Origin of the sequence: Natrialba magadii ATCC 43099 (genome assembly GCF_000025625.1) — an archaeon.
GTDB lineage: Archaea > Halobacteriota > Halobacteria > Halobacteriales > Natrialbaceae > Natrialba > Natrialba magadii.
In genome coordinates this window covers 162,573-177,107 of sequence record NC_013922.1, presented here as the reverse complement: position 1 = coordinate 177,107, position 14,535 = coordinate 162,573, and the positions used below count along the sequence as shown (strand labels likewise).

Here is a 14,535-nt window from a genome sequence, read left to right as displayed (position 1 = left end):
TCGCGTAGTCGTTGATTAGAGGCAGAGGCCACGGTGTCTGCACCGCTAACTCAGTGCAGGTGTGACGACAGTTGGGTGGCGCACAGAGACATGAGTAGGCCGACTGCGGGGTACAACGCGAGTTGTGGGACACGCGTACACCCTGCAGTCGGACCTGTGTCCGATTCACAGGGATGGTGGATCGGACAGCGGCAGTGGGCTACCGTCTGACGACGGTAGCGACGCGAAGAGGACGGTGTTGTCGACTCGTACGGTGGTTGTATCGGCAACGCCGCCTGCTTCGCTATCTATGCAGTGGTATGGGGCGTGTATTAATCTACTGGCCGCCATCGTGTAAACCGTGTGATTTTAGAGAGGTTACGGTACCCAACTGTATTGGAACCAGTCTCTTTGGACGATAGTCACACTCTCTACTATGACCAACCCCAACAGCGACTCCAATCCGGAGAGTGAGGACCTCCTTCTCCGTGTCAACGTCCAGGGGTCCGATTCACTCACAGCAGCGATTACGCGGGCGGTTGCCGCCAGAACCAATACTCCGGTGGCCGACCTCCCGCCGCTGCACGACCGGATAGATCCGGCAGCACTGGGTTCGCTTGTCGACCACGCAAATCGTCACGGGTCACCCGTCCGTGTAACCTTTCGGTATTACGGCTATACGGTGGCTGTGACCCACAACTGTTGCGTACAGCTGTTTGAGCCCCACTCTGAGAACTGCGTCGAGCGGTGAAGTGTGGAGGGCCTCCCCCTGAATCACGACACAGATTGGTATCGACTCGTCCGTTCAGTTGCACTGCATCATCGAAGCGACCAATCGACAGCCTGCTGTGTGGAGACGGGATTGTATGTTCGTCAATAGGTCATCATGGGTGAGAGTTATTGCTGAAAGAAGGGTAACGTCCGTTATAGTAGCCACTGCAAGTCACTGCACACCTGATCGCCAGCCTGCTCGGCGATCAGTGTGTAACTAGTTGCAGTTGTTACTATAGTTCTGTGCTCCGATGAGTTGTGTTGTACGACGGCGTGGAAAACGGTCGACCTTGGTGGACTACTCACGGGTAGCCGCGGTACGCCGGGTTGTTGCTCGAGAAGCGAGAGTCGTCCCTCTCAATCGTCTGCACTCGAGTGCGTCTCTCGTGGGTGGGCACGAGTGGCTGTGAGACAGGGCATCTACACGGCGAGGGAACAAAACAACAGTATGGCGGGAGTGCTGATCAATAGATGATCATCGACGAGTCGACCATCCGAAGTCTGTGCACTGATGCCGTGTTCGAACGGGGGCAACGGTATCACAACGAGGGGCGTATCCAGCGAATCGAACGGTTCGACGACATCGTCACCGCCGTCGTACGCGGGTCGTCTCACTACGACGTAGTCGTCGAATGGGGAGCGGACACCATCGACGCCCGATGTACGTGTCCCTACGACGGCGCTGGGGAGTGCAAACACGTTGTTGCAGTATTGTTGACTGTCGCCGCCGATCCGCCCCGGGACGAGAGCGAACAGGTGGAGTCGCTACTCCAAACCGTCTCGGCCGACGACCTCCGAGCGTTTCTCCGCGATGTCCTCGCAGAACAGCCAGACCTCCGTGAGCAGTTCGTTTCGCGTTTCGGCAGTGCCGGAAAGTCTGTCGACGACTACCGCGCCGAAATCGAGCAACTGTTCGACCGGCACACACAGGAGTATCCGGTCGTCACCGACGCCATCGACTTCTCGCAGTTCTTCGAGGTGGCTACGCACTATCGCGAGCGCGAGCGCTACCTGGAAGCCGCGACCGTCTATCGCGCGCTGTTCGAAGAGATCGACGCCAACGAGCATCGAATCGACGCCGCATACGACCACTACGCCAGCGCCTTGCAGTCTGCCCTCGACGGTTACGTCGAGTGCGTGCTCGCGGCTACGCTTGAGCAAGACGAGTTCGAGACGTACATCGGTGTGCTAGAAGAACAGGCGAGGGCGGCACATCCACCGAACAGCGAGCAGTTTCACCGCGCGATTGATGATCTCGAAGATCGGCGATGACCAGAAGGGGGCAGCCCAGGAGATGGTTTTAGTGTGGCTCAGCTTGAAGAATGGGTAACACGGCTGGACGTGGAGTGAGTATGAGCGACTCAAACGTGCGTGAACACCTCGAGGAAAAGCACGAACGCAACCGCGAGCAGCGCATCGAGGGCATCAAGCGCTGGGTCGAATATATCGAGTCCCACCCACCGGAGACGTGGGGACCACAGCAAAACGCCGTCGTCAATGACCAACTCGAAGCGGCCCAAGACGTCCAGACGTCTGCTTCTCACCAGCAGCATGTGAAAGACGTAGCGGCAGAAATCCTCGACGTGAGTGATGAGTCCGACGACAGATCGAAATAGATGTACTGCTACTCGTCGTCAGCAGCGCTCGACATTTTCGCCGCAGCCTCACGGTCCTTCAGAAGTTGTTCCTTGGACTGGCCGGTTGTTTCGGCCAGTTCATCGACAGTGGGAATATCCTTCAGGACCATCTTCTCACCTCTATAGTCTCTATTCGGACCATTATCTCTTTCGCACAGTTAGAGATTTGTGTTCTGTTACTCGATTCGAACCGATACGTACCGACCGTCAGCTCATCCCCAACGGTCCCCAGATCAGTTCCGTATTCAGCCGATCGTCCCGTCATTTTCGGTCGGACCTATCAGCGTTTCATGGGTACCTCTCGTCACTACTGGCGCGGTGTTTGCCGTCAAGCGCTCGTCCATGGGCGTCGCCCCGCCACGAAGCCACCCCTCCTCACGGGATCTCGCTAACAGAGTCTCGAAGGTCGTCCGTGTCTGCCCATCCAAAACAGCGAGGACCAGTGAGGAGCAGTTCGACGTGTGACGCCGCCATCCCGTTTTCGTACTTTTCTCTCTCGGTCTGTGGATCATCGTACTTTCGTTTCAGGATCCACGCTTTTTCCCGGTACGGCGGAGCGAACAGTAGCCCCATTTCCCACACGTACCCGCCATCAAAGTCCTCGATCACGGCAACGATATGTGTGGCTCGGCCACAGAGGATATCGAAGGCGCGAGCCCAGAGTCTGATTTCGTCGGGCGTCAGGCCGTAGTCCTCTAATCGAAAGGCGACGGCGGGCGGGTCCGTTCGACCATCCAACAGCTCGTAGACGATCTTTCGGCGTGTCGCTGCTCCAGTTGTCCCACCCGCTCCGACGCTTAGATACCGCCGGTCATATCCCTTGATCTCGGTTAAATCTCGATTCACCAGGTCCTTGATCCGCTGGTGTTCTGTCGGTGAGAGACTGACGTTCTCCAACTTGTCGAGCAACTCGTCCTGCGAGGGTGCGGTTGAACCGCCACCGTCATGCGGTTCATCGTCACAACCGTCAGCATTCATTTTGTGGTTATACATGCTGGAAGCATATCAACTGTGCGATTGCCGTCGATATGGTTATGACAGTATATTCATTCGAGTTGTGGAGCGACCATCACTCAGGTGCGAATGCTTATTGCGGAAGCGCCCGAAGAAGGACGTATGAGACCCGACACGGAGACGGTGTCCAGCAGGGGGGAGACGGTCGGTCCGAGTAATGGATTCGACGCGTGGAAAGCCCTCCAGAAGGCGACTGACAAGAAGCGGGCAGATATCATCGCTGATATCGTTGGCCACCCCAAGGGAGCGCCCAGCGTTGAGGAACTGACGTACATGAATCCTCGACTGAGTGATGACGCCATTCGTCGCCACCTCAAGACGTTAGCAGACGTGGGCGTTGTGCAGTTGCTGGAGTTCGAGCCAGGAGAGCGCACTGGTGGCTTCCCCTACCAGTTTTTCGAGCTGTCTGCGGAGGCTCGTGCGTTATTCGATCAAAACGGGTTATTTCCTGAAGAAGCGTGGACGCGTCAATGGCAATCCGTAGAGAAAACGCCGCGAATTCGAGATATCGAAGCAATGCCGCGCCCCTCCCCTGGCGACGAGTAACACCATCTTCCAGAGTCGGGGCTCTGGTTACATCACGTCCCATCTTGTATTCGGTCGGATACTGGATGGTGACTTCCATCCGCTCTAACGGTTTTCCTGAGGTCTGAACTGGTACCTACTGTGAAGCCGGTGGACTTTCGTCTTCTGTCGCTGTAGCAGAACTCCGATTGTACCAGTTGTCGGTCGATCAGTTCCGGTATTCCTCAACAGCAATGACCGCCTTGACCGCTTCGTGCGTAAGGTCACCGTCCGCTAAAACGACTGGCGCGTCTACCTCTCGGCCAACTGCTGCGATGAGCGCGTCCATTCCGGTCAGGAACGGTCCCTGTGGGCCGACCTCATCTGCGATGTCGCCGGCGAGAACAGTGGTTTGTTCGGTAATCTCGTAGACCTCTCCCCACGAGAGATCGACCGCTGCCGCAGTCACGTCACCATTCGGAGCGTTTCCTTCCCCGACCAACACCTCAGCATAGGCTGGTGCCGGAAATACAAATTGTTCGTTCTCGTTTGCGAGTAAGTACTCGGCAGTCGCGTCAACACCGTTCAGATAATCGATGAGAAAATTCGCATCGAGTACTTTCATCTCTCCTCCGACAGACGGCGGTTCCTCGCTTTCGACTTCTCTTTCTCCTTCTTGCGCGCCTCACGAACGCGATCAGCGTGGTCGTCCGACCACCGTCCGAACCCAGCGAGGAGATCGTGCTCACCGTCCTTTTCGAAGAGTCGCTCGAGAACATCGTTACAGCTCTCCCCTTCGCGTCTCCGGCGATCGAGGTGCCGTTTCACCCGGTCGCTAACTCGAATCTGTTCGTCAGCGGTCGACATCGATACGTCAACGTATGCGTTGACACGACTTAGACGTTGGGTACAGGTACGCTACAGGACAGATGAGTGTAGAACCTGCCCACCAGATTCCCGCAGCGTACGAGTTCCGCTCGGGTTCTCGCGTGGCCAGCACGCTTCCGGCAGGTGCAGTCCTCGACGTTCCGTGCACTCGAGTACGGTTGGTCGCTAAAAGCGGACCACAAGGTGAGAGCGAGAGTGCTTGCGGACGAGGTCAAGCCGGTCGATCAATGAAGGGTGAGTTCGGAGACGTGTCAGCGACGACGAGGTCACTGTCACCGCCGCCGTCACCGTTGACCATACTCGAGATCGTCTGCGAGTTCCTCGGTCGTGTAGTGGCGCTCGACGTTTCGGTCGCCGAGCAGTTGGTGGAACTCCTTGCGAGAGAGGTCGGCGAGCTCACGCGCCGTTCCGAACGAGAGCATCCCCTCCCGATACAGTGACACAGCTAACTCTCGTCGGAGTACGTCTTCCCGCTCGTCTTCCGGGACGGGTATGGAATCGTAGACGTCCGAGGGAACATCGATCGTCCGCATATGGGATGATTGGCGGGACAGCTACAACAGTCCTCGGTTCAGTTCCGTATTCAGCCGATCACCCCATCACTCTCGGTCGAACCTATCAGCGTTCCGTGGGCACCTCTCGTCACTGCTGGCGCGGTGTTTGCCGTCGGGGTGTGAGCCAAAGGCTCGCGTCACACTGTGCTATTCCCGATCTGCCGATCGACTGGACTCGAGTAGTGCCAATACTCGACCGATAATCGCATCACTCCTCTCGTTGCGCAGGTAGTTTTTAGTTCGCGGAGTGCGAACTAGTGAGTGTGATGGCGACACAACAAAACACGACAGAGATTGAGGTGACGGACCTGCGTCCTGTCCTCGACCTCCTCCAAAAGCCAAAGTTAGCGGAGTTCTACGCCGTGCTTCGCAACGGGCCGACGACGATTCCGGCTGTCCTTCCGCAGGTTAGCATTGGGAAAACAGCAGCGTACGACTACTGTGAACTGCTCAAAGCAGCAGGCTTGCTCGCTGAGGCGGGGCGCGAAAACGGGAGCACGGTGTACGAAACACGTGACTTCGAGTTGACCATCGAGATCGATGGCGAGCAGATCACCGTGACACCCGAACTCGCCCGTGTTCTTGCCGAGCGCGACGAGAACCCGGAAGTCGATCGGTTCATCGATCAGTACGGTATCGAGACGCTCGCCGAGTTTCTCCCGCTGGCTCGGGCGTACGCTACCGGGTCGACGACCCACCGAGCGATCGCTGACAGCCTCGACATCTCTCGTGCTGCAGCCTTCGAGATGCTCGGCGAAATTCTCGACATTCTGGAGCTCACTCCCGAGTCGAATCACATCCACGGCGGCGATGTTGACGAAACTGCTGCCGCAACTGTTCACGACGCGACGCCGGACGAGTCGGCCGATACTGAATGAGAGTCGTCAACGTCCTCGATACCGGTATTTTCCACGGAATTGGCAAGCCACCGAGTGCTGCGTACGACGACCTGGAGACGATCATCACAGAGCACACCGTCGAAATTCAACTTCCGCGCCCGATTTATGCCGAACTCGGAGGTGATCCAACCGCCGATCAGCAGCCGTCCGGAAGCGACTACGTCGACCAGGCAATCCGTGACGGATGGATCGATATTGCTGCGCCGGTTGCTGACTCTGAACCCGTCGATGCTACGGTTCAGGACGCACGACACGTCATGGAATCGGCGATCACGCACGGGAAGACCGCAGTGTTTGCGGAAGATCACTCACTCATCGGCGTCACGATGCAACTGTTCGAACGCGCGGAAAACATTCACGTGAATCTGTTTACAACCGACCTGCCGCTACAGCAGGCAGCAGCCGCCGTCGTTCCCAGCTATGGCTACTACGATTTCGACGTGTACTTCGCCCCTCCACAGTCCGTTTCGACGTTGCTCCATCCATCACACTTCACCGCGGGCTATCGGTCTGAGTGACCGTTTCTGACGTGGTCGCTGTAGCCCACACTCGAGGCCGGCTGTGAATTCGTTTGGTGAGCGGACGTTCCGTGGACACCTGTCGTCACCGGTGGTGGCTGTGGTGGGTGTCTCCTGGCTCAGCTACCGAGCTACTCGAGTAACGAGACCCACGGCTCCTCGACCCTGGTGGCTGGCTGGACTCGAGTTAGTTCGTGGTTGGACTCGAGTCGGTGGGGCGGTTGGTGGTGGTGTGTCGGGGGTGTGTGACGTGGTAGTGGTTTAGGGGCGTGTGCGTGGCGTGTTGGGGGCTTTGGGGCGTGTGCGTAGCGTGTTGGGTCTTCGGGGCGTGTGGGTAGTGTCTGGTACGCTAGGGGCGCGTCTGGTGCGTTGGGTGTACGCTCTGTGTTCTGGGAGTGGCTTTCACCGAGTGGACAGCCCTAGCCGTGGACGCCAGCTGTCTCCGGTGGCTCGCTGCTGACGGTCTCGCCGGGGAGGTCCGCATCCGCCGGGAGCACCAGCCGACGCTCGGTGTACTCGAGTCCGTTCTTGCGCTGGGTGGTCCGGTGGACTGCAAGCCGGTGCTTCGACAGGTCGAGGAGGGCGTCGATCGTTCTGGAGACGAGCTTCTTCGCGTAGCTCTCGCTCGTGCCAGGTTCCTGTCTGCGGATCCAGTGTTTCAGGTCGCTTGCCGTGACGTACTCGCGGACATCCTTACAGCCGGCCTGCCAGGGGTCGTCGCCGAACTGCGGGTCGGTGCGAGCCTGCCAGAGTCGCGCGGCGAGTCGGGTGGGGAGAGCGTTTGCCGTTGCCCGGCGTCTGTCCGCGTCCATTCTAGCGAGTTGCTGGATCGGCAGCAGGTCGCCGAAGGCGAGTGTCGTGTGACCATCGTCTAACGGGTCCGCGCTCTCGGGCAGGCGGACGTAGGTCCGGCCGTCGTCCTTGGTGATCTGTTCGAGCTGGTTGCCGGGGACGTCGAGCTCGTGTGGGTCGATATGGTCGGCGGCGAGATGGGCACCCTTCTCGAGTTCGCGCGCCTGGAGTTCTTCGATGCGGGCCTTGTTGGTGGCGGCCTTCTTCAGGGCCGCCTCGAGTTTCGCGGTGTGGGGGTCGCACTGGCACGTGCAGTTGCACGCTGGCTTGGGCTTGGACTTGGGTTCGGTGTCGGACTCAGTTCTAGTATCGGACTCACCGCCTGACTCTACCTCACTCGCCGATTCAAGACGCGCTTCGAGCCGATCACAGTCACGCTTCAGTTCGGCGATTTGGTTGGACTTGCACTCGAGTTCAGACTCCAACGCTGCGATTCGTTCGTGGAGGGACTCGAGTGTGGGGTTGTCACTCATCGGGCTCACCTCGGGTGTCGTGGTCGTCGTCGGAGGTGTTGCTGGGTTGGGTGTCGTCGGATGCGTTACTGGGCTGGTCGTCGGCAGTGTCGTGGCTCGGCTGATCCTCTGCAATGCTCTGATCAGGTGCCGAATGGTCGTCAGGGATGTCAGGCAGTGCTTCCGGCCCGGAGTACGTGAGAACGTTCGCTGTGTCGGGTCGGTAGGGCATCGACGCCTCGGGGCCGATCGCGAGCAGGCCGACGCGGCTCGCCTCCGCTCTGATCTGTCGGAGGTGCCGGCGGAGTTCACGGCGCTGGTCGGGCTCTAGGTGGTCGACCGCGCTCGCGTTCGGCGGGGTCGTCCTGGCGAGCAGTGCGCGCGTGATCGAGTCGATGTACTCGAGGTGCGTCTGGAGGGGCTGGTTCGGGTCGATCGGTGCGTCCTGTCTGTCGGGGCTTTGATTACCCCGTGTCTCGTCGTTTGACATGGCTTCCGTAGGGAGGTTACGGAGGCTGTTCGCGGACTGGTGGGGCAAACACCGGTCCGCAATTTTGCAACCCAAAGCACTAGAGAGTTGCGTGTAGCTTCCGTACTAGAAATCATATACTCCATTGACATAAGTCTTGACTACAAATGGTGTTTTTATACAACTTCAAATGGTGTTTAGTTGTGCCCGGATACTGCGTCTTTTTCTCCTCTCTTCACAGGATATCGTGAACAGATGGTTGAACGGGTCTCATGGATGGCTCCTGTCGACTACGAAATTATGCTCTTCTTTGAGGATCATCCCATCCAGGCCACCCCAAAAGTGATTGCCGCGAACATTGACTACGATCGACAATACGTCGGGAAACGGTGTTCAGCTCTTGCCAACGCTGGTCTTCTCAAAACAGTTGGAACTGGCCTCTACACACTTTCAGAGATCGGTAGCTCGTATCTCGAGGGTGAGTTGGAAACTGGTACTCTTGAAGAGCCAGACAGTTAGCAACAAGTGGAATTTTAAATACGCCTCGACGTCAAAAACAGCACACGATCACAATCCACCAGTGGCTGCTCTGCTCAATACCTGGAGACCAACGGATATAACACCAGCTACGTGAACCACATATACGATGACTGACGGGGAGACGATAAGTCGACGTGAGCAGTTGCGTGCACTCGTTCGTGTCGCGCAATACCGCCCCAAGCTCGTAATTGCAATTATTTTTGGTGGCGTCTTTGCTGCGTTGTTAGAAGGTGTCGGACTGGGCTTCATCATGCCCATCGTGGAGATCGTCCAGTCTCCCGGTGATCCAGCCGCGGAGGCCGATGGAGTGATGGAGCTGTTCGTGATGGCCTACAACTTCCTCGGGATTCCATTCACTCTCGGTCTCGTGGTCACCGGTGTGAGCGTTGTGTTAGCCATCCGTTGGACAATGACGTTTTTCGTTCGCTGGATGCGAGAGGCGCTAGTGATCGACTATACGCGCGAGATCCAGAAGCAGGCCTTCGATAACGCGCTCGACGCACGGATTGAGTACTTTGATCGCGAAGGATCCGATGATATTCTGAACGCGATTGTAACGCAAGCAGAGTACGCCGGGCGAACGATTACGTACGTCGTGCAATTGCTTGAACAAGCGCTCTTGGCTCTAATGTACTTGATCGTTGCACTCGTTCTTGCCCCATTTCTCACGCTGTTTGCGGGCGTATTCCTCGGTGGTTTTTCGGTCCTCTTTCGGTACGTCCTTGAGCCCGGATACGAACTCGGGGATCAAGTTGCAGAGGCAAACGAACATCTGCAAGAAGCCGCCCAGGCTGGAACGCAAGGAATCCGAGATACCAAACTCTTTGGATTGAAATCAGAGTTATATAATGATTTCTATACTTCGGTGAACAACTTCGCCCAGTCAAGCATTAGGCTTCGACGCAATGAACAGGGAATCAACAGCTTCTACAACCTCTTGACTGCAGTATCGGTCTTCTTGTTGATCTATCTCGCAATCGCGTTTGCAGACATGTCACTCAGCGCACTTGGTGTGTTCCTCTTTGCGATGTTCCGCCTCGGACCGAAGGCCAGCCAAGTAAACAAGTTGCTCTATAAGGTTGAGAACAACCTTCCGCATCTAGTTCGGACGCAGCGGTTCATTGATGAACTCGAGGCGAGTCGAGAGCCCCAGACGGCGAGCGAACCTGTGCCGGACGAAATTGATCACGTCGAGGTCGACGATCTTCACTTCTCGTACCAGGGTCAAGACGACGAGGCTCTCTCGGGCATTTCGTTTGAGCTCGAGAAAGGCGAGTTTATCGGCTTCGTCGGCCAATCTGGGGCGGGAAAATCAACGATCATTTCGCTGCTTGCGCGGATGTACGAACCCGACTCGGGGGAAATCCGGGCGAACGGTCGGTCGATACACGAGATGGATGTCGACAAGTGGCGCTCAAAAATCGCAGTCGTGCGGCAGAATCCGTTTATCTTCAATGACACGCTACGGTACAACCTGACGATCGGAAACCGTGACGTGACCGATGCGGAGCTGGACCGAGTCTGTGAGACCGCAAAGGTTGACGAATACCTCGGCGAAATGCCAGACGGCTACGAAACGCAACTCGGTGACGATGGCGTACGATTGTCCGGTGGACAAAAACAGCGAGTGGCACTGGCACGGGCGTTGCTCAAAGACGCCGATCTGCTCGTATTAGATGAAGCAACGAGTGATCTCGACTCGAATCTAGAACAGCAAGTACAGGAAGCAATCGAGAACATGGATCGAGAGTACGCAATGGTAGGTATCGCACATCGTCTATCAACAGTGAAAAACGCAGATCGGATATACACAGTAGAGGCAGGCGAGATCATTGAGTCAGGCAAACATGAAGAGCTTATTGCTAATGACGGGGAATACGCCGAACTGTACACAATCCAGTCACAAGTAGAGTAAGTTACTGGTTCTTTCCTGTAGGGAATAACTGGGAGTCAACTCTAAGCACCTTCGGAATTCAGATAAGCTATGGAAATTGATGGAACTGTTATCGGTCCCAATCGTAGTCCGTTTTTCATAGCTGAAGCGGGGGTCAATCATAATGGCTCGTTAGATAGAGCCAAGAAATTGATCGATGTCGCGGCCGATGCTGGTGCAGATGCGGTGAAGTTCCAGACGTTCAGCACAGATCGGCTGGTGGCTCAAGATACGTCAACTGCAGCGTATCAGGAATCAGCCACCGGTGAAACAGATCAATATGAAATGTTGACCCGATACGAGCTGAATAGGGACGAACATAGAACGCTACTCGACTACTGTTCAAAAAAGAACATCACGTTTCTTTCAACACCGTTTGATATTCAGAGTGCAGATATGCTGGCTGATCTCGGCGTCAGTGCGTTCAAAATCGGTTCTGGTGACCTAGATAATCACCCGCTGCTTACTCATGTTGCGGGACACGGTTTGCCAATGATCGTAAGCACTGGAATGGGTACGCTCGAGGAGATTAAGGCAGCTAAGACTGTAATTCAGGCCGAAAATCCGAGCGCAGACATTGTATTTCTTCACTGCACTTCATCATATCCCACAGAAGTAAGCGACGTGAACCTTCGTGCGATGCAATCAATGTCAGACGAATTGGAAGTGTCTGTTGGCTATTCGGATCACACAACGCTGACTGAACTACCTGCATTAGCGACAGCTGCTGGTGCCTGTATCCTTGAAAAGCACTTCACACTTGACTCCACCCTACCAGGCCCTGACCATGAGACATCCCTTGAGCCGGATGAGTTAGAGGAGGCTATTGACAAAGTCGATGTCGCAACCACTGCTCTTGGAGATGGTGAGAAGCGGCCACTTGCCGCCGAAATGGAAAATCGCTCAACAGCAAGGAAAAGTATTCATGCTGCCGTAGATGTTAACGCTGGCACAACTTTGTCGGAATCGGATCTAAAGGTAATTCGGCCATCAGATGGAATCTCTCCTAGGAAATTTGAATCAGTCATTGGTGCCAAAACCCTCATTGATATAGAGCAAGGGAGTCCAATACAGGAGTCGTCAATTTCCTTTGATGAGTGATTCCATACAAGATAGGTAGTTTGTTCGGTTTCACTCTTTTAAAGTCGCTGGAACACCTGTTACAAACTCACCTGGTGGTACATCTTCGCAGACAAGACTGTGCGATCCGACTAAGGCGTTCTCGCCAATTTCAACATTAGGCAAAATAGTGGTATGAGATCCGATTCGTGCTCCGTCACGAATTACAATGGGGCCCTCCTCACCATCGATTGTAGAATTGCTGTGTATATCGCAGTGAGGCCCTATTTGCACCCCCGATTCGATGAGGATGCCTGCGTGTGCGTTGATAACAGTGAAAGCACCGATATCAACGTATTTAGCTAATTCCAAGCCCTCAGGCTTGTGAACAACCCAATTATACTCGGTCAGTTCGCCGTCCCGGATCTCCGGTTGTTCCCATTCGTCAAATCGATCACGCGGATCTTCGGTCATATCGGTCTTTATTCCTTGAGGCCCCTTTTAATTGCATCCCCTAATAGCCAGCGAGTCCATGCTACTCAGCGTTTAGAACCACCTTCCGAATGTTAACTTCTTTCGAAGGATGTTCTCATCGATGTTTATAGTCCGTATTCGTTCACAAATACGGGATCCAGCACCTCCATAATCGTACGGGTTGTCTTGATTTTCGTCCAATACCCCTTCGTTGAGACATTGGTATATCTTCTCACGTATCTGTTCGGACTCGTGTTCAGCAGAAAATGTATTTTGTGTCCGCTCTCGACCTCGCTGGCGCGGACCGATGTCGACTACTGGCAAATCGAACGAAGGTGCCTCGATAATTCCGCTCGAGGAATTTCCGACCATCACGTCTGTTGCTGCCATTAGACCGAGATATTCTTTTCGGGGCATGTTCCTGAACGTTCGGACATCAGCTCCGAATGACCGCGACTCGATCTCATCGATCATCTGATTGCTCCCTGCGTCCGAATTAGGATAGATAATAACGGCCTGTGCTTCAGTTGACTCGACAGCATCCAATGTGGCTGCCATCTGTTCGCCTGCCGCGTCCGGTTGCGTCGTCACCGGATGCTGGAGGACCATGAGCAATCGGCGATCCGGGTCCAGGTCGTACTTCTGTAGTACCGATTCTGGATCTTCGTACTCCCCAGCCAGAATGTCATCGAGACCAGGTGCACCAGCGATCGTTATTCGCCACGATTCTTCGCCCAACTTTTTGATCCGTTCTGCGCTACGCTCGGATGCTGGAAAGTGAATATGGGAGAATTTTGTGATTGCGTGCCGAATGCTTTCATCAATCATCGCGCCGTGAGCTGAATCGCCACCATGAACGTGGGCGACTGGAATGTTCATATGTGATGCAGCAAGTGCCCCTGCAAGCGCTTCGTCACGGTCACCTAGCAGGAGCACAACATCTGGATCGAGGCTTTCAAAGGCATCTGCAAGGCTTGCAGTACCGATTCCTAGGGATTTTGCCATAGCAGTTTCAGAATCCCCAGAGAGTTGCATCAGTACCTCGCGATCGATCGAAAATCCGTCTTCGCGGATTTTCTCTACAGTCATACCGTGTTGAGGGGAAAGATGCATCCCTGTCGCAACGATGGAAAGGGTGAGGTCGTCATGATTCTGTATTGCTTCCATTGAAGACCTCAAAAGGCCATATTCGGCTCTGGTTCCTGTCAGGACGAGAATTTTCCGTCGAGTACTGCTCATACAGAAGGAACAGTGCACATCGACATTAATGCCGTTACTTAGGAGTTGGTTTGCTACTCGAGAAGACTGCGGACGAGTTTGAGTTCCCAGGGTTCGTCGACATCAAAGGATCGCTCTGGCGGCATCTCATAACCAACCGTATGTGGTGTGTAGAATGACTCGTGCTTACGCCAAGCCTCGATAGAGGTTACGAACACAGCACCATTCGGATGGTAGAGTTCTGGTATATCTTGGCTTCGGTCTGGTTCGTCAGTCCAAAGTGTTTCGAAGTCGAAGAACTCGTACAAGGACCCGTTCTCATCTCTTGTCACAGCCCATTGTGGAGGAGTAACGTACTTGGAAACAGTAAGACACGAATCAGCCTCTGTGTCATCAAGCTTAGCGAGTGCTCCATCGATGTCTGCCGAAGTACGGAGAGGAGAGGTTGCTTGCAGTATGCAGATATAATCGTAGTTGGTTTCTTCACTCTGTAAGTTACTGACTGCATGAGTGACTGTATCTGGTAATGCCGCCGTGTCAGTTGCAAGCTTTTCAGGTCGCATGAACGGAACGTCAGCACCGTACTCCTTGGCCACTTCCGCTATCTCCTTGTCATCAGTCGAAACAATAGTACGGTCAATTCGATTTGCGGACGTAGCATGTTCTATCGTGTGGGCAATGAGTGGCTTTCCTGCCACTTCACGAACGTTTTTACGTGGGACTCGTTTCGATCCACCGCGAGCAGGAATTATGGCGAGTGTTTCACAAGTCATC

At 55.1% G+C, this 14,535-nt stretch carries 19 protein-coding genes; 9 read left to right on the top strand and 10 right to left on the bottom strand.

Translation table 11 applies throughout. From position 1 onward, the window contains the following. Positions 1–415 precede the first annotated feature (415 nt). The 3 genes from NMAG_RS22730 (at position 416) to NMAG_RS00775 (ending at position 2,366) form a co-directional block, all read left to right on the top strand. Positions 416–730 carry a HalOD1 output domain-containing protein gene (locus NMAG_RS22730; RefSeq protein WP_012996318.1) on the top strand — a complete coding sequence of 105 codons (315 nt, stop codon included), beginning with the start codon at positions 416–418 and terminating at the stop codon, positions 728–730. Between the two features lie 491 nt (positions 731–1,221). Next, positions 1,222–2,022 carry an SWIM zinc finger family protein gene (locus NMAG_RS00780; protein WP_004213570.1) on the top strand — a complete coding sequence of 267 codons (801 nt, stop codon included), beginning with the start codon at positions 1,222–1,224 and terminating at the stop codon, positions 2,020–2,022. A gap of 80 nt (positions 2,023–2,102) precedes the next feature. Further along, positions 2,103–2,366 (top strand): hypothetical protein, encoded by a 264-nt coding sequence (locus NMAG_RS00775; RefSeq protein WP_004213568.1) that lies wholly within the window; start codon positions 2,103–2,105, stop codon positions 2,364–2,366. A gap of 8 nt (positions 2,367–2,374) precedes the next feature. Here the strand turns inward: NMAG_RS00775 and NMAG_RS22580 are convergent, their stop codons facing one another. Then, a complete protein-coding gene (locus NMAG_RS22580) occupies positions 2,375–2,497 on the bottom strand; it encodes a hypothetical protein (protein WP_004213566.1) in 123 nt (40 codons plus the stop codon). A 265-nt stretch (positions 2,498–2,762) separates the two neighbouring features. Beyond that, positions 2,763–3,365, bottom strand: coding sequence for a hypothetical protein (locus NMAG_RS00770; protein ID WP_004213563.1), 603 nt, complete (start codon positions 3,363–3,365; stop codon positions 2,763–2,765). Between the two features lie 138 nt (positions 3,366–3,503). Here NMAG_RS00770 and NMAG_RS00765 point away from each other — a divergent pair, with 138 nt between their 5' ends. Beyond that, entirely contained in the window at positions 3,504–3,947 is a 444-nt protein-coding gene (locus NMAG_RS00765; RefSeq protein ID WP_049916085.1) for a helix-turn-helix domain-containing protein, read from the top strand. A gap of 187 nt (positions 3,948–4,134) precedes the next feature. On the opposite strand, the gene NMAG_RS00760 is transcribed toward NMAG_RS00765, so the two are convergent. The 3 genes from NMAG_RS00760 to NMAG_RS00750 all read right to left on the bottom strand — a co-directional run bounded on the left by NMAG_RS00760 (position 4,135) and on the right by NMAG_RS00750 (position 5,326). Further along, complete coding sequence (locus NMAG_RS00760) at positions 4,135–4,530, bottom strand: PIN domain-containing protein (protein WP_004213559.1); 396 nt, start codon at positions 4,528–4,530, stop codon at positions 4,135–4,137. Beyond that, positions 4,527–4,772, bottom strand: a complete 246-nt coding sequence (locus NMAG_RS00755; RefSeq protein WP_004213557.1) for an antitoxin VapB family protein — start codon at positions 4,770–4,772, stop codon at positions 4,527–4,529. The genes NMAG_RS00760 and NMAG_RS00755 overlap by 4 nt, the downstream gene beginning before the upstream one ends. A 305-nt stretch (positions 4,773–5,077) precedes the next feature. After that, entirely contained in the window at positions 5,078–5,326 is a 249-nt protein-coding gene (locus NMAG_RS00750) for a UPF0175 family protein (protein WP_004213556.1), read from the bottom strand. A gap of 287 nt (positions 5,327–5,613) precedes the next feature. Between NMAG_RS00750 and NMAG_RS00745 the strand changes: the two genes are divergently transcribed. Then, positions 5,614–6,225, top strand: coding sequence for a DUF7437 domain-containing protein (locus NMAG_RS00745; RefSeq protein ID WP_004213555.1), 612 nt, complete (start codon positions 5,614–5,616; stop codon positions 6,223–6,225). Beyond that, on the top strand, positions 6,222–6,764 hold the full coding sequence (locus NMAG_RS00740) for a hypothetical protein (RefSeq protein ID WP_004213554.1): 543 nt from the start codon (positions 6,222–6,224) through the stop codon (positions 6,762–6,764). Before NMAG_RS00745 ends, NMAG_RS00740 begins: the two co-directional genes overlap by 4 nt. A 419-nt stretch (positions 6,765–7,183) precedes the next feature. Here the strand turns inward: NMAG_RS00740 and NMAG_RS00735 are convergent, their stop codons facing one another. Beyond that, positions 7,184–8,089 (bottom strand): hypothetical protein, encoded by a 906-nt coding sequence (locus NMAG_RS00735; protein WP_004213552.1) that lies wholly within the window; start codon positions 8,087–8,089, stop codon positions 7,184–7,186. Continuing rightward, a complete protein-coding gene (locus NMAG_RS00730) occupies positions 8,082–8,558 on the bottom strand; it encodes a hypothetical protein (protein ID WP_004213550.1) in 477 nt (158 codons plus the stop codon). The genes NMAG_RS00735 and NMAG_RS00730 overlap by 8 nt, the downstream gene beginning before the upstream one ends. A 234-nt stretch (positions 8,559–8,792) precedes the next feature. On the opposite strand from NMAG_RS00730, the gene NMAG_RS00725 reads away from it, so the two are divergent. From NMAG_RS00725 to neuB, 3 genes are all read left to right on the top strand, one after another. After that, positions 8,793–9,056 (top strand): MarR family transcriptional regulator, encoded by a 264-nt coding sequence (locus NMAG_RS00725; protein WP_191219365.1) that lies wholly within the window; start codon positions 8,793–8,795, stop codon positions 9,054–9,056. 127 nt (positions 9,057–9,183) lie between these two features. Continuing rightward, positions 9,184–10,992: an ABC transporter ATP-binding protein gene (locus tag NMAG_RS00720; RefSeq protein ID WP_004213547.1), complete on the top strand. Its 1,809-nt coding sequence runs from the start codon at positions 9,184–9,186 to the stop codon at positions 10,990–10,992. 69 nt (positions 10,993–11,061) lie between these two features. Next, positions 11,062–12,111: an N-acetylneuraminate synthase gene (neuB, locus tag NMAG_RS00715; RefSeq protein ID WP_004213545.1), complete on the top strand. Its 1,050-nt coding sequence runs from the start codon at positions 11,062–11,064 to the stop codon at positions 12,109–12,111. Between the two features lie 30 nt (positions 12,112–12,141). Here neuB and NMAG_RS20720 read toward each other — a convergent pair whose 3' ends face one another. The 3 genes from NMAG_RS20720 to NMAG_RS00705 form a co-directional block, all read right to left on the bottom strand. Further along, the gene (locus NMAG_RS20720) at positions 12,142–12,543 is read right to left on the bottom strand and encodes an acyltransferase (RefSeq protein ID WP_004213544.1); all 402 of its coding nucleotides are present in this window, start codon (positions 12,541–12,543) and stop codon (positions 12,142–12,144) included. A gap of 72 nt (positions 12,544–12,615) precedes the next feature. After that, the gene (neuC, locus tag NMAG_RS00710) at positions 12,616–13,782 is read right to left on the bottom strand and encodes a UDP-N-acetylglucosamine 2-epimerase (protein ID WP_012996316.1); all 1,167 of its coding nucleotides are present in this window, start codon (positions 13,780–13,782) and stop codon (positions 12,616–12,618) included. A 53-nt stretch (positions 13,783–13,835) separates the two neighbouring features. Beyond that, positions 13,836–14,534, bottom strand: coding sequence for an acylneuraminate cytidylyltransferase family protein (locus NMAG_RS00705; protein WP_012996315.1), 699 nt, complete (start codon positions 14,532–14,534; stop codon positions 13,836–13,838). Position 14,535 lies beyond the last annotated feature (1 nt).

Bases quoted from the DNA above. Each gene is read 5' to 3' on its own strand.
- NMAG_RS22730 (WP_012996318.1), top strand. From the start codon at position 416: ATGACCAACCCCAACAGCGACTCCAATCCGGAGAGTGAGGACCTCCTT.
- NMAG_RS00780 (WP_004213570.1), top strand. From the start codon at position 1,222: ATGATCATCGACGAGTCGACCATCCGAAGTCTGTGCACTGATGCCGTG.
- NMAG_RS00775 (WP_004213568.1), top strand. From the start codon at position 2,103: ATGAGCGACTCAAACGTGCGTGAACACCTCGAGGAAAAGCACGAACGC.
- NMAG_RS22580 (WP_004213566.1), bottom strand. From the start codon at position 2,497: ATGGTCCTGAAGGATATTCCCACTGTCGATGAACTGGCCGAAACAACC.
- NMAG_RS00770 (WP_004213563.1), bottom strand. From the start codon at position 3,365: ATGAATGCTGACGGTTGTGACGATGAACCGCATGACGGTGGCGGTTCA.
- NMAG_RS00765 (WP_049916085.1), top strand. From the start codon at position 3,504: ATGAGACCCGACACGGAGACGGTGTCCAGCAGGGGGGAGACGGTCGGT.
- NMAG_RS00760 (WP_004213559.1), bottom strand. From the start codon at position 4,530: ATGAAAGTACTCGATGCGAATTTTCTCATCGATTATCTGAACGGTGTT.
- NMAG_RS00755 (WP_004213557.1), bottom strand. From the start codon at position 4,772: ATGTCGACCGCTGACGAACAGATTCGAGTTAGCGACCGGGTGAAACGG.
- NMAG_RS00750 (WP_004213556.1), bottom strand. From the start codon at position 5,326: ATGCGGACGATCGATGTTCCCTCGGACGTCTACGATTCCATACCCGTC.
- NMAG_RS00745 (WP_004213555.1), top strand. From the start codon at position 5,614: ATGGCGACACAACAAAACACGACAGAGATTGAGGTGACGGACCTGCGT.
- NMAG_RS00740 (WP_004213554.1), top strand. From the start codon at position 6,222: ATGAGAGTCGTCAACGTCCTCGATACCGGTATTTTCCACGGAATTGGC.
- NMAG_RS00735 (WP_004213552.1), bottom strand. From the start codon at position 8,089: ATGAGTGACAACCCCACACTCGAGTCCCTCCACGAACGAATCGCAGCG.
- NMAG_RS00730 (WP_004213550.1), bottom strand. From the start codon at position 8,558: ATGTCAAACGACGAGACACGGGGTAATCAAAGCCCCGACAGACAGGAC.
- NMAG_RS00725 (WP_191219365.1), top strand. From the start codon at position 8,793: ATGGTTGAACGGGTCTCATGGATGGCTCCTGTCGACTACGAAATTATG.
- NMAG_RS00720 (WP_004213547.1), top strand. From the start codon at position 9,184: ATGACTGACGGGGAGACGATAAGTCGACGTGAGCAGTTGCGTGCACTC.
- neuB (WP_004213545.1), top strand. From the start codon at position 11,062: ATGGAAATTGATGGAACTGTTATCGGTCCCAATCGTAGTCCGTTTTTC.
- NMAG_RS20720 (WP_004213544.1), bottom strand. From the start codon at position 12,543: ATGACCGAAGATCCGCGTGATCGATTTGACGAATGGGAACAACCGGAG.
- neuC (WP_012996316.1), bottom strand. From the start codon at position 13,782: ATGAGCAGTACTCGACGGAAAATTCTCGTCCTGACAGGAACCAGAGCC.
- NMAG_RS00705 (WP_012996315.1), bottom strand. From the start codon at position 14,534: ATGACTTGTGAAACACTCGCCATAATTCCTGCTCGCGGTGGATCGAAA.